Genomic DNA, 20,410 nt, shown 5'->3' with positions numbered 1-20,410 from the left:
CAGAATATTTGAGAACCATCTAAAAACGAATACTATGTTATTACGAATAATTGCAATTATATCACTTATCCAGTTTTTGTTACTGATGGTAGGAGGCGAAAGCATCAACACAGCTTTGTATCGAGGCCTGCTGGTTTTTCTAATCCTATTTTCAGTAGTCTATATATCGATGTTTTTGCTGAATATCATCCAGGAAAACACAGGGACTATGTCGAAGAGCTCTACAGCAACAGAAAGCAATAAGAATAAGAGCGGGGATCAATGATGGGGAATAAAACACTTCAAGAATTAGCCGAACTGTATTGTAAGAATCCGTCTGATGGATTGCGGAACGCAATTATCAGTAAATCTATGCCATTTATTCGCAGCATCATCGGGAAAATTAATATTCCCGACCAGCCGCTCACTCAGCAAGAAGATATTGAGAGCGCTGGCATAACGGGGCTCATACAAGCGATGGATTCGTACGACTGTGACCGTAATATCAAGTTTAATACGTTTGTCTATTATCGCATTCGTGGAAATATCATTGATTATCTTCGCAAGATTGATCAGCTGCCGCGGCAGAAGCGAAAAGACTACGGAACAGTAAAAAAAACTATTCAGGAATTGTCACAGAAGCTGGGACGCACGCCGAGTGACGAAGAAGTAGCTCGTGAACTGGATATGGATATCAATGATTATTATCAGCTGCTCTCCAACGTGCAAACGCGTAATGCTTTGTCGCTAGATAATAATATAAATGATGATGATTCAAATTCTTTTTATGAAATTCATGAAAATACAGAAGCTGAACTTCCGGATGAGAGTTTGGTCGATAAAGAACGGGCCCAAATTCTTAAAGAGAAAATTGGTCAGCTGAAAGAGCGAGACCGTCTGATACTTACGCTCTATTATTACGAGGATATGACCATGCAGGAAGTGGCACTTCTGCTGGAGCTTTCGGAAGCACGCATATCGCAAATTATTGGTAAGCTACTAATACGGTTAAAGGAAGATTTGATGGAAGAGAAGGTGACGGTAGATTGATGGGAGCTGAGAACCGCAGAATGTCGAACAAGGAATGATGAATTTCGAGGTATAGTCACTTCTAAATTCTTCGGTTCCTTGTTCGGTGTTCAATATTAATGAGGAGATCGCCAGCCCCAAAAACCACGGGCTCGCGATGACAGGGTTTAAATAAGTGAAATCTGTCATTGCGAACGTAGTGACCGGTGGGAACGGAGTGCGGCAATCCCCAAGTGTCTCGTTTTGCTCCTCTGCTGTACAACACAGGGTATATAAAGAAGCCCTGCTTGGAAAAGCTGGTGTTGAGTGTTCCAATGTTACGCACCAGAGGTACGTAATGAGATAGCAGAAGCTACTGACCGCCACCAGTAGTAACTCAAGACCGCTTGGAGAAACAATAATAAAATGTATGAACGAAGCGAGCTCTTCGCTGTACAAAATCCCCCTTTCCTCCTCGTTCCAAAGCTCCTGCTTCGGAACACTACTTTAAGAAGTTTCATTACGCTAGAATCCCTCTCCCTTATTAAACCTACAGCTTAGTTTACGTCTTTGAATCAGGACCTTCAGGATGAAAGGATGAATCTTGATGGACTTTATCTCAAATGTTGCCCTCTCCAAATATGTTCTCTACTATTTCGCTGGGTTGCAAGTCATAGAACCTGCAATCCCGTCATTGCGGATTTGATCCGCAATTTCGTACAGCAATAGCTTTGGATTCTAATCCAGCGCTATACCAGCGGCTTTTCATGCCACAGTGAGTAAGGATGGATTGTATTCAGACGTTGATTGCTGGTATAGATTGTACTAGGGTTCTCTTCCCTGCCGTGCCAGCCTCCGCATCGGAGTGCGGAGTGACGTCGGGAGGCATTTTTTTGCGCTGGTTTCCCCTCGTTCTTAAGCTCCTGCTTAAGAACCTCCTGAATATTACTTTTGCCTTTGACATCAGTAAGAGGGATATGAAGAGACACCTCCCGTTCCCGAGGCATGTAAACGAGGTATAAATCGATCTCAGGCAATTCTTTCTCCTGAATTGATATAGCTAGCGCGGGAATTAATTCCCACGCTAGTGATATGGTTTCACATCTTCCACTTTTTTTGGCTAGGAAACAAGATGCGTTTCTGCTCCTAACAAATAATTTACCTTCCCAAGCTGAAGCTTGGGAATGAGATAAGGTGATGGTGGATTAAGAGCGGGATCGGGAACCGCAGAATATCGAACAAGGAATGATGAATGTCGAGGGATAGGTATTTCGTAAATTCTTCGGTTCCTTGTTCGGAGTATGATATTAAACTGGGGATCGCCGCGGTCGAAAGACACTCCCTTGCGGTGACAATATTCCTACGGTGCCATTGTGCCCATCAGATTAACGAGATAGTCGAAGAGCGTATCAAAAATCTTTCCAAAGGCATCGGGCATATAAGTCAACAACCACGAGAGTAGTGTAAAGCCGAGTAGCAGTTTAATAGGAATGGCAATAAACAGGATATTTGCCTGTGGCATAATGCGGGCAAATATGGCCAGGGAAAGGTCTAAAAGAAAAAATACAATCAGAAACGGAATGGATATCTGCACCGCAATCACAAAAAGATACTTGGCCACTTGAAGCATAAATGGTCCCGCATATCTTATGTCCGCCTGATTTAACGGGATAAGCTCAAAACTTTTGACCAATCCATTAATAAAAATTTTATCACCGTCCATCATTAAAAATACGAGAATAGCAAACATGGTGAATACATTCCCCACTATATCAGTTTTTTGCTGAGTCATCGTATCTACGATCTGTGCAAAACTGAGAGTCATCTTCAGACTTATCAGTCGGCCAGCCATCTCAATACCCGCAAAAATAAGCTGCCCAACCAAGCCTAGTGCTACTCCTATCAGCAACTCTAAAACAATTGCAGTAACAATAAATGGAAGCTCTGGTTGTATACCCGCCAGCACGTTTTCTTTTGGGATTACAAAGGAAAGAATAAAGGCAATTATCAACGCCAAAAATAACTTGACACGGCGTGGAAAGGCTGCTGAATTAAAATATGGGGCCGTCATTACCAAACTGCTTACCCGAACAAATATCAGGAAGAGTGCCAGTATAAAATGGGTTGACAGCAGCGACATTTATGTACTCATTATATTTAGCGTAACTATCATTATTTAACCAGTTCCGGGATGATCTCTATTACCCGCTCCATAAAACCAACTGCATACTGCAGCATAAAGCCAAATGAGAAAAAGAGTATCACCGCCACAACTAACATTTTTGGCACATAGCTCAATGTTAATTCTTGGATGGATGTGGCTGCCTGAAAAATAGCAACAGCCAGCCCGATTACGACTGCTCCCACTAAAGGCGGAGCTGCCAGGGCCACTACAGCCGTTAGCATTTCTTGCAACCAGTATAATCCCGTTTCAGTATTCATAGCAATCTTGCTTTAATTAAAACTCTCAACCAGCGACTGTACCAACAGGTACCATCCGTCCGTTAGCACAAATACCAAAATTTTAAATGGGAGCGATACGAGCACCGGGGGCAGGAACATGATCCCCATAGACAACAGCACCGCTGCAACAACCAGATCAATTACGACGAAAGGGAGATATATCATAAATCCTATCTGGAAAGCGATCCGCAGCTCGCTCATTACAAAAGATGGGACGACGATATAAAACGGCATATCTTCTATGCTATTTACCGAATCCATCTCTACCATGTCCATAAAAAATAGCAGCTCTTTTTCCCGGGTTTGCTTTACCATAAACTCTTTTAACGGCAGAGAAGCTTCACTTATCGCCTCCATCTGTGTAATCTCTTCGTTTAAGTAAGGCTGTACAGCCTCTTCATTAACCGTTTGGAAGGTAGGCATCATTATGAAAATAGTTAGAAACAGCGCCAGTCCAATCAGCACTTTATTCGGCGGAGATTGCTGAGTTCCTAACCCCATACGCAAAAAGAAAAAGACAACCACAATGCGGGTAAAGCTCGTCATCATGGTAACAAAAGCAGACCCAAATGAAAGTATTGTAACCAAGATCAACGCCTGAATGGCCACCGAAAGGTCTTCGCCCTCCATCCCTAAATCAATAACAGGAGCGCTCTGCAGCAGTGCCGGATTGCTGATCATGCTTGGATAGGTAAAAGAGCTGGCCCATAAGCTAAGAGGCATCGCGAGTAGCACCAAAGTAGCCAGAACAGCCACTTTTTTCCATTTAATACTTATCATTCGTTTCATGCTACAGGTGATTCTTGAAAAGCTTTCGAAATTTATCTGCACTGCCAACATCTTTTTCCGGGGCCTTCTCGGTCCAGTCACTTTCATCATAGCGATGCAATAGATTTACCGAACCGGATGTGACTCCGAGCACCCAAATCTCGTTGTTAAGGCGTATAATTCTGAGCTGTGCTCCTTCACCCAGATTCTCTGTTCCAAGCTGTCGATCAATCGTTGCTGAATCGTTCGTTTTTTTCCGATCCAGCCACACCCATACCATGATCAGAATAACCAAAAGCACAAAAAATGTGACCAAACCATTCGTAAACATACTTGATGACGATTGATCGGACGAGCGAATCTCTTTGATTTTGCTACTATCCGATGACACCATCGTGGTATCCACGGGATGCTCTGAATTCATAAATTGGTTGGTATCTGGCCCCTGGTTATAATCTACATGTGATAGCGTAAGCAACCAGATCAGCAACAAGATCACAGAAAGGGCAAGAACAACTTTCAGAATCCTGGCGGGTGGTACATCCAGCGAGGACAGTTTATCTCTAAGATCCATTTTTAAGCTTAGCTAGACGTTTTTTTGTAGTTACCAGGCTGGAAATACGAACACCGAAATGCTCATCAATGACCACAACTTCGCCCAATGCTATACGATTGCCATTTACAAGGATATCAACCGGCTCACCGGCCAGCTTCTCGAGCTCAATAACCGATCCCTTGGCAAGCTCCAGCACTTTGCCCAATGGAAGCTCAATTCGTCCCAGCTCTACTGAAACATTAAGTTCCACATCTTTGAGCAGATCCATATTATGGGCTTCTTCATCGCCATTGCCATTTTCTTCGGCAAATTCTGCGAACTCGATGTGCCGTGCCGAGATCACTTCTTCTTTTTTAACCTCTTTTGAGCTTGAATTGGTATCCACCGTGGTGAAATCCTCTTCATTACTCTCATCAAGCGAACTGATCTCCTCTTTCGGCTCCTGCTCTTCTTCTTTTTCTTCATCAGCTCCTTCAGGATCTTCAGCCAGCTCTTCTTTCTCTATTTCCGTATCCGGATCTCCGATCAAAAACTCTGCCCGCACCTTATCATCGGCAATACCTTCGATCTCTAACTTTGACCAATAGTATTTTTCATGTGCAAGCTCTTCTTCCATTTCTACTTTTGAAAGAACCTCAACATCTCCCAACTCAATTTCAGCATCTTCCGAGGCAGCCTTTTCGCTAATAGCAGCAATAAGGTCGTCGGCAAAATCTTTCAACAGGCCGATTGTTTGATCATTCTTTTCTTTCTCCTCAATCCCCAGCATGATGCTTGACAATAACCCAAACCATTCCTGATCGAGTACCAGGATTATATCAGAGCTTATATTTGTTTCCCGGGCATACAGATATACATCGGTGTTGTTGAGGTGCTTAAGTGCGAATTCATTTTCAACTTCTTTAAATGAATCTATCTCAATATCTGTCTCTTCCAGCAGAAGTGACGTTAAAAATTCTTCTGTTGTCGGCAGATATTGCTCTAATGTTTCTTTTAGAATATCCATAATACGTTTATATAACCTCCTGTTCGTTAATTTCTTCTATCATATCGTAAATCTTTACGGCCCTTCTTCCGTGAAGAACACCGGGATAGGCCGACATTTTATGTACGTTGTTTACCTTTACTTTCAAGGGCTGATCGGTTCGCTGATTCAGCGGTATTACATCACCTTCTTCCAAATCCATAATATTTTTTATCGACAGCTTTGTCTCACCCAACAGCGGCTTTATATTTACAGTGGCGCTAGAGAGGGTGTATTTATATGACTCCAGCTGATCTTCAGACAACTTCTCCGTTTCGGTCTTTTTACCTTTTTTCAATACCGAATTATTCATTGCCTCTTTTAACAAGCTATAAGGATAGGAGAGATGAATGGTCACATTTTGCTCTCCAAAGCTGATCATAAGCTTTATAATAATCGTAGGATCAACCGAAGCAAGGTGTATATTTTCAGGTTTGCTCTCGTACGTTGACGAGCCAATATCAAATTCCATATATGGCTCCCAGGCCATGACAATCTCGTGATTGATGCTTTTAACGATCCGGGATATGATCTTCTCCTCAATAGTAGTCAATGTTCGTCTTTCCGAGAGCTCACCACCATATCCACCACTCTGCCGCTCTACCAGATAAATGCAAAAAGCGGGCGGCAGTACCATGATAATATTCCCCGAAAAGTCATCCACTGACAACAAGTAAATGACACTGGGACTTTTAATCTTATTAATGAATTTACTTGAGGAAAGCTGCTGAATCTTATCAAGACTAACATCCACTTTTCGGCGCAGTGCACTACTGAATACCCGGCTTGTGCTACGGGCAAACATATCATGCAGAGAACGGAGATTACGCATAATCTCCTTACTAAAAAGCTTTGGCTGTTTAAAGTCGTAAGGCTCTACATATTTTACATTCCTGAACTGTTTCTCAGATTGATGAGAATCCATAAAAAATGTTTCGTTCGGCTATTTATTAGCATCATTGCATTACATATTTAGAGTAATACAAATTGCGTACCGAACGCGAATCAATGGCATTATTTATGATCTTTACCAATTCAAGACGCACCTTTTCTTTCTCCCTGCTTCCCTGCAATTCTTGCACCGAACGTGATGAAAGATAACTGATAATGTTGTTTCGTACCTTTGATTCATGCTCTTCTATAAGGCTTATATCCCCTCTATCGGCCAATTCAAGGGATAATTGGACTAATAAATAACGCTGGCCATTTGTATCAGCAGGATTTACAATGATATCTTCCAGCTCATATTTCCCCTGTTCCTGAGGAGTTAGGTTCTGTACATAGCCATAAATAGCATCATAATTATGAGCTACAACCAGGTATGCTATAAGCATTTGGCCGACCACAAAAAGTATAATCAGGAAATATTTTCCAATACTTCGAAATTTTGACAGTTTATTCTTCTTTCTATTACTCACCGATTTTTTTTGTTTTTTATCAGCCATGCCTATACCGTTTAATTCCAACTTATAATGAATCAGAGTTCATCTGGTTTAATAACTTTTCTGCTTGTCTCTTCAACTCTTCCCCAATCGGTTCTGCATCCTGGTAATTAATATATATTTCTACTCTTCTGTTTTTTCTGCGGCCTTCGGGTGTTTCATTTGATGCCACGGGCCGAAACTCTCCATAACTGCTAGCTTCAAATTTCCGCGTTTCCAGATCCGAATACCTATTCAAAAATAACACTACCGACACAGCACGTGCAGCCCCCAAATGCCAATTAGAGCGGTATTGAGAACTAGCTGTAATGGGCATATTATCGGTATGGCCGTGTGTTTTAACCTCCTTCACATTAGGGCGTATTGCCTTTGCAATACGTTCCAGCACAATTTCGGAACGCTCCAGTAATCTTGCAGACCCGCTGTTAAAAGTCAGAGAGTCATTCAACGTTACTTTGACTCCTTCATCTGTCTGCTCAATATCTACTTCTGAAGAAAAACCATTCTCTTCTAAAAATTGCTGGACCTCCACCCATTCTTCTCGAAGGGTATCTTCAGCTTGCTGTTTACTTGCTGCATCATTTTCGAATACTACACTCGTTGAAGACTGAAAATAAGACAAAATTTCGTTGAATGTTCCTTCATCAATACCCGGAGTCATAACGTATAGCAACACAAAAAATACCAGCAACAGCGTTACCAAATCACTGTAGGTTGTCAGCCAGTTTCCGCTTCCAGATTTTCGTTCAAAATTTCCCATTCTTCATTTTGATATTTAGTCCATTCCTGGTATAGCTGTTCTTCTCTGTCATTGCCATATGGTAACTTATCATGATACTTTTTGTATTCAGCTCGCTGCTTTGGTGTAACATGTATCAGCATCTTATTCTCCATAACACGAGGGTTCTCACCTTCCACCATCGAAATAATACCCACACGAAACATCTGTTTTCTGTTGAGGTCGAGCTTACTCAAATACTCCAGCTTTCCTGCAAGTGGTCCCAATACCATATTCGCGAAGATAGTGCCGTATAAAGTAGTTATCAGAGCTACGGCCAAACCGGCACCCAGCGACTCCGGATCCTCAATATTTTGCAACATTAAAATCATACCGATCAGCGTACCGATCATCCCGAACGCCGGCGCATATTCTGACATTGAATCAAGCACCCGAACCGAAATTGCAAGCCGTCGTTCCTGGCTTTCTATTTCATCCTCTAAAATATTTTCAAGACTTTCTTTATTATAACCATCAACAGCCAACTGCAAGCCATTTTGCAAAAATTCATTGTCAATATTTTTGATATCACCATCGATAGCCAATAATCCCTCAAGCCGTACCTTGCGAGCAAACATGCGCATCAACTCCATATCAGTGCGCAGATCCACCGATTTAGCTCCCATCATCCTGCTGATTGTTTGAAAACTGAACTTTATATTCTCGAAACTATAATTCACCAGAGTAGCCGCCAACACTCCACCGCCCACAATCAAGAAGGCTGAAAGACTGGCAAAGACTAATAAATTTCCCTGTGTTACAATCGCCAGCAGAATCAAGGAAAACCCTGATACTAATCCTATAATTGTTGATCTGTCTAACATACTCTGTGTTATCGTCTATTTTATGAAGATCTTAAACCTAATCCGGCAGTGAGACTAAAAATCTACGCCTGCCAGCAGATGTGGAAATTCCACGGCTTTTCCTCTTGATTCGCTTTTTCCACCTAAAGACTAGTTTCTTGAGAAGTAATTATTTTACTTGAAGCCGCCTATCTTATTAAAAGACCGTTCCGAAGCATGAGCTTCGGAACGACAAGAAAGAAGTATATCGTAGCGCCTGCTCCGATCCGGATATTTCTATTGCTGCCTCCAAGCAGGGGCTTGGAGGCAGGGGGGCAAGAATGAATGCCCGCACTATTCCAGTGATGGCAAAAAAACGCCCCGAACTTATCTGGAAAACTCAAATAAGAACGAGGCGTTAACTTAATGTAAGCCTAAGATGTTCAACTCGCAGATTTTTTACCTGCGATAAGCAGTAGTATTATCGCTTAAGATTTACCGCCTCAGTAAGCATCTCATCAGACGTGCTGATAACCCTTGCACTGGATTGATAAGCGCGTTGCGAGGTAATCATCTCGGTAAACTCCTGGGCTAACTCAACATTTGATCCTTCAAGAGCACCTGATTGGATAGTACTATTCGAAATATTATCAGCAGAGTCAACAAAGACTTCACCTGCCGCTGAGGTAGCTCTAAAAAGTCCTCCGCCGACCATTTCAAGCCCATCTTCGTTCTGAACATCACCCAGCGCAAGCTGAGCCAGACCTTGGTTTTCTCCGTTACTGTACACACCTTGTACTCGTCCGTCTCCGGTAATCTGAATGTCAACAAGCGATCCCTGGGTGTAACCATCCTGGCTTAATACTTTTGCTGTATTAGCTCCCGAATACTGGGTGAAATCAGATCCCTCAGAGCCACCCAAATTAACGTCAAAGTTGGCTGTACCCGCACCATTTCCAGGATCAAATTCAATATTAAAACTATCACCAGAATCTATTCTACCCATCTCATCAAATTCAATAGTGCCTGTTGCAGCACCGCCGGTGATGTTTTCGCCCTCAGCAAACTTCACTTCATATTCCCATTCGTTTTTATCAACCTGGGTAAAGTCAACCAACAATGAATGCTCGGTGCCAAGACTATCATATACTGTTGTACTCATAGTTTGAGTACCGGTATCTCCCTCCTGCATAACATCAAAACCGGGCGTATTCATTGCCCCGGTACCACCACTGACAGACATGCTGTTGACATCCAAGGAACTGTCTCCCAATTCATCTGAACGGAGCATCAGCATACCATCCACCAGACTCAGTTCGCCATTAACATCCGCATTACCATCAATGGCAGTATTCAATCCGGATACGACATCATCAAGGGTATCAGTTGCTGATCCCAAATTATAACTGATGTCAGTATTACCAGAACCGTCGTTATGTTCTATGTTAAGTGTTATGGTCTCAGTTCCATCGAAATCAGTGGTCGTTTGACTCAAATCATTTAATTGTGTTGTTCCTGAAGCAATGTCACCGCTATCATTCGTAAAAGCGCTTTGTGCCTGTACAATCTGCGTAGTACTAGTTTTAGAACTTAAATTGCCACCGATGTTTACTTCACTCGTTTGCTGTGGCTCAAGGGCATTTTCAAAATCTACCCGGATGTTATCGGTAGTGCCTCCAACCAGGATATTGCCCGATTGGTTAGCATTATATCCCTGGACAAAATTACCGGCTTGATCTACAAGATTTCCATTCTTATTAAACGTAAAGTTTCCAGCTCGTGTCAAAAGATTTTGGGTACCGTCGTTTACCACAAAGTATCCATCACCTTCAATAGCCAGATCGGTTGTTTTTCCGGTATTTTCAATTGTGCCCTGGCTGAAGTCACGATCGACTGATGCCACACGAACACCCAGTCCTACCTGATTACTGAGCGAAGGGGCAGATCCTCCCCCTCCGGCACCGCCAATATTTTCATTCATTAGCTCCGAAAATGTTACCTCGGAGGCTTTAAAACCTGTAGTATCCACGTTTGAGATATTGTTTCCGATCGTATCCATCTTAGTTTGGAAACTTTTTAATCCACTTACTCCCGAATTCAACGATTTTATTAAAGACATAACTTACTCCTTTGTTTTGTATGAAGGACAGATTCGAAATCCTGCCCTGGTTGTTAAAAAGATTATTTCAATTTTAATTAAAAGTTACCCTGCGCCACTGTTTCGATATTACCTATAGGCACTTCTGTTCCATCAATAGATATTCGTACTCCTTCGCCTGTAAATCTCACATGTTCGGCAGTACCCTGGGTATACATTCTGGCTTTTACATTTTCATCGCCATTCGAGGCACTGATTTCTACACTGTATTGCCCCTCAGGAGCCCGTACGCCATTGTTGGCATATCCATCCCAGGTCCAGTTATTTTCACCGGATGCAGCGCCGTCAATAACTTCACGCCGTACTTCGCTCCCCGAGGAGTCGCGAATCACAATTTCTACCTCGCTGGCGGTATTATTCAGATCAAAATTGATATTTGCATCTTCACCGGCCTGCAGATTTACTTTATCGCTTAACGCTCTGACCTCTTTTCCAGTTAATGACGAAGCCATAGAATTAGTCATCTCCGTTCGCATCAAATCCTGGTTTTTAGCCAGTGCAGACAGACCATCATTAACCCCAATAAGCTGCTCTACCGAGTTAAACTCCGCCAGCTGAGAGGCAAACTCTTTACCGTCCATAGGATTAATCGGATCCTGATTCTGCATTTGAGCAACCAGCAGTTTCAAAAACTGATCCTTTCCCAAATCACTGCTGCCCGACATTGTCTGACTGCTTTTACTGTCCTGTGCCGCTTGTGCATTCGCACCTATTTGACCTATATCCATAATTTTATGCTTTTATATTAACTATGCCGTCCATTCCATCTGGTTATAACCAAAATTGCGGACTGTTGAACTTCCTACATCACCAGTACCTTCTGTTGCTACCTTATTGCCTGATAATGTATTCCTATAATCTCTTTGTTGATCGGATGATCTTGACCCTTCTGAAAATGCTGATTCTTCTTCGCTTTGATTATGACCCTGGACCTGCAGATCGATATCCGAATCAAACTCCTGTTTCAAATGTTCACGAATCTGTTGCAAATTCTGCTGCAACAGCTTACTCAAATCAGCGTTCATCGAACCCATTTTAACCTGCAGTACTCCTTTCGACTCACGGACCGATAACTGTACCTTCTTGCCATCGTCTAATACAAAATTGTGTTTCTGCCAGTTACCCGGACTTTTCTTAGCCTCTGCGGCCGCTTTTTGTACGCTTTGCGTTATCCCGGGCAACATTTTCTGCCGTAACGAAGCATTCGCCACCGGTATTTGACTTAACCTGGCTGAACTTGAAGAACTGCTCGTTTGGGTTTCTTTTTCATCATCAGCCTCAACGTTCTCTGCCGTATGCTGATCCCAAACTTTCTGTTCTTCAGTACTCATCTGCGAATCTCCCGTAGACATACCCGGGATATTTTGAATATCAATAGACCTGGCCTGCTTGGAATTTCCTGTATTTGAAATTCCAAGCCGAGTCAAAATCTGATCTCGGTTTTTCCTTATACTTCCGGCTTTTTCATTATTCTCATCATTCTCTTTTGTTTTTCTACGATCCTTTTCGAGCGTAACATTTTTCATTTCAAAACCCTTATCAGAAAGACCAGCCGTATTATTATTGCGGAAGAACGAATTGAAAACCATCTTTTGACGGTCATTCAACTCTGTTTTAGCAGATTTAGCTCCAGGCGTTTCACTTGTTAATTGCTGCTTATTCTGCTCTTTTTGATTTGTATCTGCAGCAGGTACTTCTCTTCGTTTATTCGAGATTCCTTCGGACCTTTGGAGATTCTCGTTTAAAAAAACCGTTCGTTTCTCACCACTTTGTTCTTTGGGGTCGGCATTTAGCTTCTGTGATTCTTTTCCGTTCTTATTATCAACCCTTTGATTAGTATCTTTTTGGATATTCTCCTGCCCTTTTTCGCGCTGCGAGGCTGCTACTTGTTGATCCCGTTTGGAATCATTGGACGTTTTACCTTCATCCTCAGCCAATACTTCAATTTTTTCATCTGAGTTGTTAGATGTTGCACCTGTTTGTACCCGATTCTCCTCATTATTTTGATCAGAATCTGAGGTATTCATAATCTGTTGCTCAAGATCCGCCTCTATATTATTTCCTGATGAAGATTCAGCAGTTGCTTTTACTTCGGCTTTACCGGCTTTCTTCTTACTGTCTTCGATCTTAGCTTTGTGCTCATTTGTCGACTGATTTTCCTCACTCTTATTCGAAGTTTCAGGAAGCTGCCGGGAATCTTGCTGATCTTCACTGTTCGTATTTTCTCTTTCTCCAATCAGTTTTTCCTTCAGCCGATCGACAGTTTTCTTTGTTTCATCGACTCCTTCCCTATCCCATTGTCGGGGCTCGGCATCTACTTCTCTGTTTTTATCATCAACTCCAGAATTTCCATCCTCCTTCTGAGGTACCATATCCTTTTCAGTATCAACAGTATTTTCTTTGTCGGATGGATTTCCTTCCGGTACTTCTGTCGACTGATTTTCTACTACTTCCTGCTCACCAGATTCCGAAGTCTCTTTATTCAGCTGTTGTTGCAGACGCTCTAATATAGACGCACTCTGTTGTTCATTGACAACAGCTTCATCAATATCGGTTTGTGTGAAAATGCCGCCCATGCCTTTTAATCGGACACTGCCATTTTCACCTTCTGTCTCGTCATCTGAATTTTCCAGGCGCAGCAACTGCTGATTATCTTCTGATTGATCATTTTGCAACGCTTTAAGCAGCGACTGAAACACCTGCTGAGAATCCTTTCCCATCTCCGCGCTTTCTACATTATCCGATAAACCCTCGGGCAACGAAACATTTTTGCTATTTGCTATATTTGACAACAGTTTACTCAACATCACATTACCTCCGTCATTAGTTTAGCAGCTCGTTTCGATTCCAGAGCCCGCAGCAATTTTTTGCGTTGCAGTGAAGAGCCTACTTCATACAACCGAATTAATTGAGAATCAGACATTTCATTTAGAATAGGGGATAAATTTTCATCATCCAGATCCAGCAGGCTTTTCACATTCTCTGATAACTCTTCGTTGCTGAGTTCCTCAGATACAACATCTTCCGATGCTGACTCCTCATTCTCTTTTAACTCTTTCAATTCCTCTTCTTTGGCTAACAACTTGCTTTTAAGAGAATCATTCACCGTTGTTAACGAGTCCAGCTGAGTTTGCAACTCTTGAATATTTTGTTTGAAGGCACTGGCACGCTCACTAAGCGTTCCCAGATCTTCTTCAACTGCATCTCCATCATAATTCTCCTGTGTTTCAAAATTGTCAGCCAGTACTATTTCCTCATCGTACTTTTCCGCTACCTCCTGATGCTTTTCCTGGTTGATATAAGGAAACAAGAAATAGACAGCTACAGTCAATGGTAGCAATGGCAAAAAAATGAAGCCTAATATTTTAAGAACTTTGTTAATACTCATGGTGCTTATTGTGTATGGGTTTGTGTAGCAACTTCATCCATAATTTTTCGCTCCTGTTTTGATACCTGTTCCAGGAACACTTCGTGTTCTTCTTCTTTCATCTTTTCCATGATATGGCGCTTTTTATGAACCTCAGCCAGCTTATCACGCTGCTTATCGATCGCTTTTTTTATGATTTTCAAACTGCCATTCAACTCTTCCACTTTTTTATGCAAATCATTGATATACTGCTGGTACCGTTTCAGATCATGCAAATTTGTAAACCCTTCGCGGTCGGCCTTGGCCAAATTCACTTCCAGTTTTTGCTTTAATTGATCACGCAGTTCACTCAACTTTTTCTTTTTCGTCAGTTTTTCGGCAAGCTTTTGTTTCTGGATCGTTTCTCTGTGCTTACGAACTTCTAAAACCGGTTCTAACGAAAATTTAAATTTCATAGCTTTTCAATACTTCTATTCAACAATTGTTCTAAGCGAATCCCACAAATCTCCGCCGAAATCCGCTTCATTCATATTCTGTATCAAAAATGATTCCAAATCCTCTCGTTTTTCTACCGCTTTATCTATTTTAGGATTTGATCCCTCCACATAAGCACCAATATTGATCAGGTTTTCCGCCTCACGATAGGTCGCTATCATATCCCGAACTTTACCCGCCAATTCCAATTTTTCCTCTGATACAACATTCGGCATTACACGCGAAATGCTTTCCGGAACATCAATCGCCGGATAGTGATTTTTATGGGCTAAACGTCTTGAAAGCACGATATGACCATCCAAAATAGAGCGGACAGCATCTGCAATCGGTTCATTCATATCATCATTATCAACCAACACTGTGTATATTCCGGTGATGCTTCCACGAGAGGTTTTACCAACCCGCTCCAGGAAATTGGGCAACATAGAAAACACGCTCGGCGTGTATCCTTTGGTGGTGGGAGGTTCGCCCGTAGCCAATCCCACTTCGCGTTGTGCCATGGCTACGCGAGTGACGGAATCCATCATCAAGAGGACATTTTTTCCTCTTTCACGGAAATATTCTGCTATTGCAGTAGCGGTATATGCTGCTTTTATTCTACTCATCGCTGACTTATCTGACGTTTCAGCTACAATTACTGACCGTTCCATCAACTCATCATCCAGTGTGTCATCAACAAATTCCTGCACTTCACGTCCGCGCTCCCCAATAAGTGCAATAATATTTATGTCAGCATCGGAATGGCGGGCAATCATCCCCAGTAAAACACTTTTACCCACGCCGGAACCGGCAAACAACCCGATCCGCTGGCCTTTACCAATGGTATTTAAAGCATCAAGCGCGCGTACTCCGGTATACATTATTTCGTTGATCGGTTCTCGCTCTACGGGTGAGGGAGGATCATTATGGACAGGTTGCTGACTGCTGCATAACATAGGCCCCTTTTTATCGATAGGATCTCCATTGGCATCCACAATACGTCCCAGCATCTCAGGCCCCGTAGATATGGTCAGCGATTGTCCCAAATATTCTACTTTGCAGCCGGATCGCATGCCTTTAATGTTTTCATACGGCATTAACAGCGCATGATCATCTCGAAGACCCACAACTTCGGCCGGAACAGTTTTATCCATAATCGTTTCAATACCATATACTTCACCAACGCTGGCTTGCAATCCCGTACATTCTATAATGGTGCCTACAATAGAAGAAACTTTACCATAGCGTTTACTCCCGATCGAATAATTTTTCAATTGATCGTGAACTGTTTTGATATGTTCAGATAATTCAGTCGAAGAATTCATTTCCATAATGGCAACGAAATATTTTCTTTCAGGTCGTTCAATTTTTCCCGAAAACTATGGACTATCGTTTCTTTCTTTGTTTCAAACTCAAATTCTCCGGGATTACAATCTTCACTAATGCGAATAGAAAGACTTAGTTCGGGAGCGTATTCCTTAACCAGTTCTTCTACAAATTGGTAATCCGTTTCGCTGACCCACAGCAGCGGTTTTGCCTCTTTATCAATGTCATGCAGTAACAGTGACAGCTCTTCTTCGAGCCGTTCTCTTACCTTGGGATTTTCAACCGGAAGTCCCACTATTTTTTCGACCATATCAAAGGCCAAGTCCAGGAGCCCCGGATTTATCGTTTGATGTCGCCGGGTCCAGTCGTTATGGGCTTTTTTGATCAGGTTTTCTAATCGGGATATCTTTTCATCTATCTCTTTTGCAGCCTTTTGATATCCTTCCTCCCGCCCCTGCTTTCGTCCTTTCCGGAAGGCCTCTGTTCGGGCTTTTCGCAGCCGCTTTTCCCATTTTTCATTCCGTTTTTGGATAAGCTTTTTTACATCAACCTGCTGCTCATCCGAGGTTTCTGAAGATTTCTCTTTATCCTTTTGCTGTCCATTACCACCAAAAACAACTTCATAATCCAGGCGATTTTCATCTTCTTCATACCAGTCAATTTCATCGGTATTTAAAATCTTTTGTTTGTCCATCTGTTCTATTCTACAATCTCTTCTTCAGACATCTTACGGGTGGTAATCTGTCCTTCTTCTTCGAGCTGCTTAATTTGTCTGATGATTCGAGACTGTGCCTCTTTCACATCCTTAAGCGGAACAGGACCCAGTGCATCCATATCTTCCTGCAGCATCGCACCCGCACGATCCGACATGTTGTCCAGGAATTTATTCTTCACCTCATCATCAACACCTTTTAAGCCCATAACAAGATCGCTTTTTTCCATCTGGTTGATGATAGTTTGTACCGTACGATCGTTGAAATAAACGATATCTTCGAACAGGAACATCTGCTGCTTGATCTCGTCAGCCATTTCGGCATCGCGTTCTTCAATCATACTCAATACGTGCCGCTCAACCGATATTTCAGCTTCATTAAGAATTTGTGCAACGGCATCGGTTCCACTTTTCAAGCGATCTCCGGCGGTATACATACCTCCCATCTGCTCCTTAATTACTTCTTCGATCTCTTCAATTACTTCACTTGAAATTTTCTCCATGGTAGAAAGCCGGTAAATCACTTCGGCCTGCATATCCCCTTCCAGATTGCCAAGGATCTCAGCAGTTTTTTGCTCATCCAGCTGCGAAAAGATCAAGGCGATCACCTGGGGATGTTCCTTTCTTAAGAAGTTTGTAATCTGCGTCATCTTGCTCTCCTGAAAATCTGCAAAAGCAGTATTTTCAGAGTTTGCTTTCAACTTTTGGAGTACTCTATCCGAATTAAAATCACCATCAATCTCTTTTAGCAAATCTGTAGCATATTCGGCTCCACCTTCTAATATTAATTGGTCACTGACCATTATTTTGTAGTACTCATTCATCACTGTGTTAACCACATGAGGCTCAATATTATCCATATTGGCAATTGCCAGTGTAATTTCCTCAATCTCGTCCTCCTTGAGAAACTGTAGCATCGGCCCGGCGTTTTTAGTACCTAAATTCGTTATAAATATTGCCGCTTTTTCTGCTCCTGTTAAGTCACTGGCATCACTAATAACATTCTTTTTTCCTTTTTCGTCAGCCATAACAGATTACTCTTTATCAGTTGATATTAACATTGCCCGAACAATTTTTGCTGCTTTATCGGGTTTTAGTTCAACCATATTCACAATTTCTTCGAGATCATACTTTTTATTTTCAAGCGCTTTTACTTCTTCTTTGTCTTCGCTATCCATTAAGTCTTCGAGTTCTTTTTCACTCATATCTTCTAGTCTTTGATCAACATGATCATCTGTAAATACTTCCTGCCTACTCCCAAAAGGCGATTGCATAACCAATCCGGGCTGACCGTGTACTTGGTTGCGCATGCTGTATAACAGCCATACAATTAAACCGAGCGCGGCAAAAATAAGCCCCCATCGCAATATTCTACTCCAGGGCCACGGACCATCAATCATTTCTCTTCGTGGCGAAAGTTCGCTTGGATCCCAGAACTCGACCTGTTTAATGGTAATTTCATCACCCCGCTCTGGCTGTAAGCCAATGGCCGATGCTACAACCTCGCTGAATTCCTGGAGTTCTTCCTCCGAATAGGGCTCTGTCTCCCAAACCATTTCCCCCTGCTCATTTTCCTTCCTTACCTGTTTATGGTTCAGCAAAACCGAAGCGCTGATATTACTGATATTACCCTGGCTTTTCTTATATACCTCTTTAATTTCACTGACTTCATAATTTCGTGTCCGGGAGGTAACTTCATCTTCATTCGATGATACAACTGCTGTTTCCCCCCTGTCTCCGACTGGTGTAAACTCATCCACAGGCACCATTTCAGATCCTTCCTGAACATGCCTTTCTTCCTCGCGCTGTTCCGATATTAGCGTTCTGCTTTCCGGATCTATTTTATTCGATTCCCGAACCAAACTGTCAAAATCTTTTTCAACGGCTACGCGGATTATACTGTTGCCCGGCCCCAGCACCCGATCCAACATTGTTTGTCCACGTTCGGTTAAATAGTTTTCTGCCTTCTGCTCAGATTGCAATCCACCATCTTCGGATGAAAACATTTCTTTATTTTGATTCTCATCTGTCAATCTGTTGCCGGCATGGTCAACTATGGTTACATCTTTTGCATCCAGTCCCTCAACACTACCCGCAATAAGGGATGTAATACCCTCAATGCGCTGCTTTCCCAACTTTTCACCTCGTTTAAGTGTGATCAACACGGATGCCGAAGCATCTACTGTGGCTTCTTCAAATGGTGAGCGCTCCGGTAGAACCAGATGAACACGCGATGATTCTACCTGCTGCAAACTGTTAACCGAACGCGATAATTCTCCCTCCAGAGCCCGCCGGTTGTTGAGCTGCTGCATATAGTCGGTCATCCCTAACGAATTGTCATCAAAAAGTTCGTAGCCTTTCATATTAGATTGAGGAGCTCCTAACGGTGCTAATTCAAGACGCAACTCATCAACCCGTCCTCCAGGCACATAAATAGATTGTCCCCCGTTATTCAGCTCATAATCTACACCTCGCTCCTCCAGCTCAGTAACGATTTCCTGAGCAGCCTCCTGATCCAGTGAACCAAAAAGAAGGGTATAACTTGGACTTAATGCCCAATAGAACAGGGTGCCAACAAACACCATAATGGCTATAACCAACCCAAAAAACAGCGTTCGCTGTGCTGTACTTAATGGAGCAAGAAACTCTTCGAATTTTTCAATAATCGAATTCATTTAACTAGTTATATTTGCATGCGGCTTACTTCCTGATACGTCTCAACAACTTTATTGCGCACTTCTACCATCATATCAAAGCTTAGCTGGGCTCGCTGCATCTGAATCATCACATCGTGCACATTATCTGTTTCGCCGGCAATAAATTCCTGAACTTTTATGTCTGAAGCTTTCATTGTTTCATCCACTCCGTTAATAGCGTCGGTCAGCATATCTGCAAACGATTGTGATTTCTTTTCACCGGAGAGTTCATTAGTTCCAATTTCTTGCTCGGTTGTCGACTGCTCAATGTCCGATATTTGTCGGAGCAAACCGCTGGCTTCTATTCCTTCAATCATAATATTCTCTGTTGGCTGTGACTTATTGCTGTTTCAATTCTATCAAATGCTGCATGTAGCATTAAATCTGAAGAGAGCGCTTCATTATTTCTTTCTCGGCTTCTATGCTGCTGAGATTCGCCTCGTATAACCGATTTGCGCTTACAATTTCTGTCATCTCTTTTACCATATCGATATCAGGATATCGCACCATGCCCTCTTCATTGGCATCCGGATGATGGGGATCATACTCATACCTGAAATTATCCTGCTCGGCAATTTTATAATCCGGACCCAACGACTGACCTTTTTCCGTTTGCGATCGGGCTGAAGGCGACAAATGCTGCTCGCGGGTTCTGTTTAAGGATCCCATGCTTTTACTCAATACCCGCTTAAAATCTTGTGCCCCCGGGGCCGAAGTACGGACCGACTGAGGACGATATCCCTCTTTAGCTCCTTTGGCAGAGCTGGTATTGACATTCGCTATATTTCGGGATGCCGTATTTATTCGCTCTCGTTGAACCGAAAGCCCCTGTGCTGCTGTTTGAAATGCTGATGAAAGTCTATCGGGAATCATAAAT

The 20,410-nt window shown here is 42.5% G+C and carries 23 protein-coding genes; 2 read left to right on the top strand and 21 right to left on the bottom strand.

The genetic code is table 11. From position 1 onward, the window contains the following. Positions 1-34 precede the first annotated feature (34 nt). On the top strand, positions 35-265 hold the full coding sequence (locus ACT3ID_RS17720; protein ID WP_491543399.1) for a hypothetical protein: 231 nt from the start codon (positions 35-37) through the stop codon (positions 263-265). Then, the gene (locus tag ACT3ID_RS17715) at positions 262-1,029 is read left to right on the top strand and encodes a sigma-70 family RNA polymerase sigma factor (RefSeq protein ID WP_491543398.1); all 768 of its coding nucleotides are present in this window, start codon (positions 262-264) and stop codon (positions 1,027-1,029) included. Before ACT3ID_RS17720 ends, ACT3ID_RS17715 begins: the two co-directional genes overlap by 4 nt. 707 nt (positions 1,030-1,736) lie before the next feature. Here the strand turns inward: ACT3ID_RS17715 and ACT3ID_RS17710 are convergent. The 21 genes from ACT3ID_RS17710 to flgC form a co-directional block, all read right to left on the bottom strand. Beyond that, a complete protein-coding gene (locus tag ACT3ID_RS17710; protein ID WP_491543397.1) occupies positions 1,737-2,024 on the bottom strand; it encodes a hypothetical protein in 288 nt (95 codons plus the stop codon). Positions 2,025-2,347: 323 nt separating this feature from the next. Continuing rightward, complete coding sequence (fliR, locus tag ACT3ID_RS17705) at positions 2,348-3,127, bottom strand: flagellar biosynthetic protein FliR (protein ID WP_491543396.1); 780 nt, start codon at positions 3,125-3,127, stop codon at positions 2,348-2,350. A 32-nt stretch (positions 3,128-3,159) separates the two neighbouring features. After that, the gene (locus ACT3ID_RS17700; RefSeq protein WP_491543395.1) at positions 3,160-3,429 is read right to left on the bottom strand and encodes a flagellar biosynthetic protein FliQ; all 270 of its coding nucleotides are present in this window, start codon (positions 3,427-3,429) and stop codon (positions 3,160-3,162) included. A 12-nt stretch (positions 3,430-3,441) separates the two neighbouring features. Continuing rightward, positions 3,442-4,239, bottom strand: coding sequence for a flagellar type III secretion system pore protein FliP (gene fliP, locus ACT3ID_RS17695; RefSeq protein ID WP_491543394.1), 798 nt, complete (start codon positions 4,237-4,239; stop codon positions 3,442-3,444). 1 nt (position 4,240) lies between these two features. After that, positions 4,241-4,792 (bottom strand): flagellar biosynthetic protein FliO, encoded by a 552-nt coding sequence (locus tag ACT3ID_RS17690; protein ID WP_491543393.1) that lies wholly within the window; start codon positions 4,790-4,792, stop codon positions 4,241-4,243. After that, positions 4,782-5,780, bottom strand: a complete 999-nt coding sequence (fliN, locus tag ACT3ID_RS17685) for a flagellar motor switch protein FliN (RefSeq protein ID WP_491543392.1) — start codon at positions 5,778-5,780, stop codon at positions 4,782-4,784. Before fliN ends, ACT3ID_RS17690 begins: the two co-directional genes overlap by 11 nt. A gap of 7 nt (positions 5,781-5,787) precedes the next feature. Beyond that, positions 5,788-6,723 carry a flagellar motor switch protein FliM gene (locus tag ACT3ID_RS17680; RefSeq protein WP_491543391.1) on the bottom strand — a complete coding sequence of 312 codons (936 nt, stop codon included), beginning with the start codon at positions 6,721-6,723 and terminating at the stop codon, positions 5,788-5,790. A 31-nt stretch (positions 6,724-6,754) separates the two neighbouring features. After that, the gene (locus ACT3ID_RS17675) at positions 6,755-7,243 is read right to left on the bottom strand and encodes a flagellar basal body-associated FliL family protein (RefSeq protein ID WP_491543390.1); all 489 of its coding nucleotides are present in this window, start codon (positions 7,241-7,243) and stop codon (positions 6,755-6,757) included. Between the two features lie 22 nt (positions 7,244-7,265). Then, positions 7,266-8,000 (bottom strand): OmpA/MotB family protein, encoded by a 735-nt coding sequence (locus ACT3ID_RS17670; RefSeq protein WP_491543389.1) that lies wholly within the window; start codon positions 7,998-8,000, stop codon positions 7,266-7,268. Further along, complete coding sequence (locus ACT3ID_RS17665; RefSeq protein WP_491543388.1) at positions 7,958-8,842, bottom strand: motility protein A; 885 nt, start codon at positions 8,840-8,842, stop codon at positions 7,958-7,960. Before ACT3ID_RS17665 ends, ACT3ID_RS17670 begins: the two co-directional genes overlap by 43 nt. A gap of 439 nt (positions 8,843-9,281) precedes the next feature. Then, positions 9,282-10,919, bottom strand: coding sequence for a flagellar hook protein FlgE (locus ACT3ID_RS17660; protein ID WP_491543387.1), 1,638 nt, complete (start codon positions 10,917-10,919; stop codon positions 9,282-9,284). 77 nt (positions 10,920-10,996) lie between these two features. Continuing rightward, the gene (locus tag ACT3ID_RS17655) at positions 10,997-11,686 is read right to left on the bottom strand and encodes a flagellar hook assembly protein FlgD (protein WP_491543386.1); all 690 of its coding nucleotides are present in this window, start codon (positions 11,684-11,686) and stop codon (positions 10,997-10,999) included. 21 nt (positions 11,687-11,707) lie between these two features. After that, positions 11,708-13,678, bottom strand: a complete 1,971-nt coding sequence (locus ACT3ID_RS17650; protein ID WP_491543385.1) for a hypothetical protein — start codon at positions 13,676-13,678, stop codon at positions 11,708-11,710. A gap of 86 nt (positions 13,679-13,764) precedes the next feature. Beyond that, positions 13,765-14,346: a hypothetical protein gene (locus tag ACT3ID_RS17645; RefSeq protein ID WP_491543384.1), complete on the bottom strand. Its 582-nt coding sequence runs from the start codon at positions 14,344-14,346 to the stop codon at positions 13,765-13,767. 5 nt (positions 14,347-14,351) lie between these two features. Next, positions 14,352-14,780: a flagellar export protein FliJ gene (gene fliJ / locus ACT3ID_RS17640; protein WP_491543383.1), complete on the bottom strand. Its 429-nt coding sequence runs from the start codon at positions 14,778-14,780 to the stop codon at positions 14,352-14,354. A gap of 15 nt (positions 14,781-14,795) precedes the next feature. Continuing rightward, the gene (locus ACT3ID_RS17635) at positions 14,796-16,073 is read right to left on the bottom strand and encodes a FliI/YscN family ATPase (RefSeq protein WP_491543382.1); all 1,278 of its coding nucleotides are present in this window, start codon (positions 16,071-16,073) and stop codon (positions 14,796-14,798) included. 47 nt (positions 16,074-16,120) lie between these two features. Then, positions 16,121-16,819, bottom strand: a complete 699-nt coding sequence (locus ACT3ID_RS17630) for a FliH/SctL family protein (protein ID WP_491543381.1) — start codon at positions 16,817-16,819, stop codon at positions 16,121-16,123. Between the two features lie 5 nt (positions 16,820-16,824). Continuing rightward, entirely contained in the window at positions 16,825-17,865 is a 1,041-nt protein-coding gene (gene fliG, locus ACT3ID_RS17625) for a flagellar motor switch protein FliG (RefSeq protein WP_491543380.1), read from the bottom strand. A 6-nt stretch (positions 17,866-17,871) separates the two neighbouring features. Continuing rightward, the gene (gene fliF / locus ACT3ID_RS17620; protein ID WP_491543379.1) at positions 17,872-19,512 is read right to left on the bottom strand and encodes a flagellar basal-body MS-ring/collar protein FliF; all 1,641 of its coding nucleotides are present in this window, start codon (positions 19,510-19,512) and stop codon (positions 17,872-17,874) included. An 8-nt stretch (positions 19,513-19,520) separates the two neighbouring features. Then, entirely contained in the window at positions 19,521-19,850 is a 330-nt protein-coding gene (gene fliE, locus ACT3ID_RS17615) for a flagellar hook-basal body complex protein FliE (protein WP_491543378.1), read from the bottom strand. A 61-nt stretch (positions 19,851-19,911) separates the two neighbouring features. Continuing rightward, entirely contained in the window at positions 19,912-20,406 is a 495-nt protein-coding gene (flgC, locus tag ACT3ID_RS17610; RefSeq protein WP_491543377.1) for a flagellar basal body rod protein FlgC, read from the bottom strand. Between the last annotated feature and the right edge of the window lie 4 nt (positions 20,407-20,410).

The organism is Fodinibius sp. GM108, from assembly GCF_058386985.1.
The sequence above is the reverse complement of the archived record's forward strand: the minus strand, read 5'-3'. Positions and strand labels throughout refer to the sequence as shown.

What these genes read in the sequence shown, in the direction of transcription:
- ACT3ID_RS17720 (WP_491543399.1), top strand. Translation starts at nt 35, where the DNA reads ATGTTATTACGAATAATTGCAATTATATCACTTATCCAGTTTTTGTTA.
- ACT3ID_RS17715 (WP_491543398.1), top strand. Translation starts at nt 262, where the DNA reads ATGATGGGGAATAAAACACTTCAAGAATTAGCCGAACTGTATTGTAAG.
- fliR (WP_491543396.1), bottom strand. Translation starts at nt 3,127, where the DNA reads ATGTCGCTGCTGTCAACCCATTTTATACTGGCACTCTTCCTGATATTT.
- ACT3ID_RS17700 (WP_491543395.1), bottom strand. Translation starts at nt 3,429, where the DNA reads ATGAATACTGAAACGGGATTATACTGGTTGCAAGAAATGCTAACGGCT.
- fliP (WP_491543394.1), bottom strand. Translation starts at nt 4,239, where the DNA reads ATGAAACGAATGATAAGTATTAAATGGAAAAAAGTGGCTGTTCTGGCT.
- ACT3ID_RS17690 (WP_491543393.1), bottom strand. Translation starts at nt 4,792, where the DNA reads ATGGATCTTAGAGATAAACTGTCCTCGCTGGATGTACCACCCGCCAGG.
- fliN (WP_491543392.1), bottom strand. Translation starts at nt 5,780, where the DNA reads ATGGATATTCTAAAAGAAACATTAGAGCAATATCTGCCGACAACAGAA.
- ACT3ID_RS17680 (WP_491543391.1), bottom strand. Translation starts at nt 6,723, where the DNA reads ATGGATTCTCATCAATCTGAGAAACAGTTCAGGAATGTAAAATATGTA.
- ACT3ID_RS17675 (WP_491543390.1), bottom strand. Translation starts at nt 7,243, where the DNA reads ATGGCTGATAAAAAACAAAAAAAATCGGTGAGTAATAGAAAGAAGAAT.
- ACT3ID_RS17670 (WP_491543389.1), bottom strand. Translation starts at nt 8,000, where the DNA reads ATGGGAAATTTTGAACGAAAATCTGGAAGCGGAAACTGGCTGACAACC.
- ACT3ID_RS17665 (WP_491543388.1), bottom strand. Translation starts at nt 8,842, where the DNA reads ATGTTAGACAGATCAACAATTATAGGATTAGTATCAGGGTTTTCCTTG.
- ACT3ID_RS17660 (WP_491543387.1), bottom strand. Translation starts at nt 10,919, where the DNA reads ATGTCTTTAATAAAATCGTTGAATTCGGGAGTAAGTGGATTAAAAAGT.
- ACT3ID_RS17655 (WP_491543386.1), bottom strand. Translation starts at nt 11,686, where the DNA reads ATGGATATAGGTCAAATAGGTGCGAATGCACAAGCGGCACAGGACAGT.
- ACT3ID_RS17650 (WP_491543385.1), bottom strand. Translation starts at nt 13,678, where the DNA reads ATGGGAAAGGATTCTCAGCAGGTGTTTCAGTCGCTGCTTAAAGCGTTG.
- ACT3ID_RS17645 (WP_491543384.1), bottom strand. Translation starts at nt 14,346, where the DNA reads ATGAGTATTAACAAAGTTCTTAAAATATTAGGCTTCATTTTTTTGCCA.
- fliJ (WP_491543383.1), bottom strand. Translation starts at nt 14,780, where the DNA reads ATGAAATTTAAATTTTCGTTAGAACCGGTTTTAGAAGTTCGTAAGCAC.
- ACT3ID_RS17630 (WP_491543381.1), bottom strand. Translation starts at nt 16,819, where the DNA reads ATGGACAAACAAAAGATTTTAAATACCGATGAAATTGACTGGTATGAA.
- fliG (WP_491543380.1), bottom strand. Translation starts at nt 17,865, where the DNA reads ATGGCTGACGAAAAAGGAAAAAAGAATGTTATTAGTGATGCCAGTGAC.
- fliF (WP_491543379.1), bottom strand. Translation starts at nt 19,512, where the DNA reads ATGAATTCGATTATTGAAAAATTCGAAGAGTTTCTTGCTCCATTAAGT.
- fliE (WP_491543378.1), bottom strand. Translation starts at nt 19,850, where the DNA reads ATGATTGAAGGAATAGAAGCCAGCGGTTTGCTCCGACAAATATCGGAC.
- flgC (WP_491543377.1), bottom strand. Translation starts at nt 20,406, where the DNA reads ATGATTCCCGATAGACTTTCATCAGCATTTCAAACAGCAGCACAGGGG.